Source organism: Rhodoferax sp. ZS1R8, assembly GCF_056521325.1.
The window spans coordinates 1-1,238 of record NZ_JBWMBA010000113.1; the positions used below are offsets into that span (position 1 = coordinate 1).

At 64.5% G+C, this 1,238-nt stretch carries 2 protein-coding genes; one reads left to right on the plus strand and one right to left on the minus strand.

Going from position 1 to position 1,238, the window contains the following annotated elements:
• A partial coding sequence (locus AC097P_RS24230) for a hypothetical protein (RefSeq protein ID WP_479612975.1) occupies nucleotides 1–528 on the plus strand: 528 nt, incomplete at its 5' end.
• A gap of 92 nt (nucleotides 529–620) precedes the next feature.
• Here the strand turns inward: AC097P_RS24230 and AC097P_RS24235 are convergent.
• A complete protein-coding gene (locus AC097P_RS24235) occupies nucleotides 621–989 on the minus strand; it encodes an S-adenosylmethionine decarboxylase family protein (RefSeq protein WP_479612976.1) in 369 nt (122 codons plus the stop codon).
• Nucleotides 990–1,238 lie beyond the last annotated feature (249 nt).

The window sequence follows — 1,238 nt, forward strand, 5'->3', positions numbered from 1 at the left end:
GGCCTGGTCGTCAGCAAACACGATGCCAAAACCTGGTGGGACTACCTGCACCGGGAGTGGAACGACAACCTCAACATCGTGGACCTGTGTGTGGTCTGGGGCAACAATGCGCGCAACGGGTCATACGCGGACATCCACTTTTCCAGCGGGCAATTCACATGCAATTTCAGCACCTGGTCGGACCAGGCCTATGCCGCCTTTGACCAGACCGCCATATCCAACAACCACTTGCTGACTGACCAGCCGGGTTTAGCCAAGAAGCTACGTACGGTGCGCGTGGGGGACCAGATCCATTTTCGCGGGCACCTGGCAGAGTACGCGCACCAGCATGGCATGGACTTTCGACGCGGCACCAGTACCGTGCGAACGGACACCGGCAACGGGGCCTGCGAGACGGTGTTCATCGACAGCATCGAGATCATCAAGGTCGGTGGCAAGCGCTGGCGCATGCTGGTGTGGGTGTCCAGCCTGCTGCTGGCGCTGGGAGTTTTTGCCTGGTTTGCGCCGCCCGTGCGGCTGAACGACTAGAAGAGTTGCCCCCACGCTCCGCTGCTCTGCGGGTCGCTGCCCCCCGAGGGGGCTCTCGCGCCTTGGGGCGGCCCGGCGGCGCTCGCCTCCGCTCAGCCCCTTTGCAGCGCCTGGCGCAGCGCCTTCTGTGGCGCGAACAGCGCCACCATTGCCTCCATCAGCGCATGTGCCTTGGCCGAGTGGTCAGCGCCAAAGTTGCACACATACACATCCACCGTCACACCCATTTGCTCGGGCCAAGTGTGCACACACAGGTGGGATTCGGCCAGCAGCACCGTGGCGGTTACACCCCCCGGACCCTGCGCGGTGGCGGGGAAGCTGTGGGCCAACTGGTTCACTGGTTGCAAGCCTGCATGCAAGACTTCTTGCGCGCAGCGGGCGAGCAGACGTGCGGCGTCGGTGAGCCAGGCGCTTTCGCACTGGCAGCGGGTCAGGTCGGCGGTGAGGTGAAGGCCTTGCATGGATGACGCGACTGTAGATTACTTTTTGCGGCAGGGAGCCACACGAAGTGGGCGACCGTGGGGGCCTGTTTTGCCGCCGGGCCGCCCCCAGGCAAAGCGCACCACCTCGGGGGGCAGGGAGCCACACGAAGTGGGCGACCGTGGGGGCCATTCCATTCGGCAAGTAAAATACCGCGTTCCCCCCCAGCCCCCACCTTACCCCGGAGTCGCCCAGCCCATGGCCCCCACGCAAAACACCCAGCAAATGGC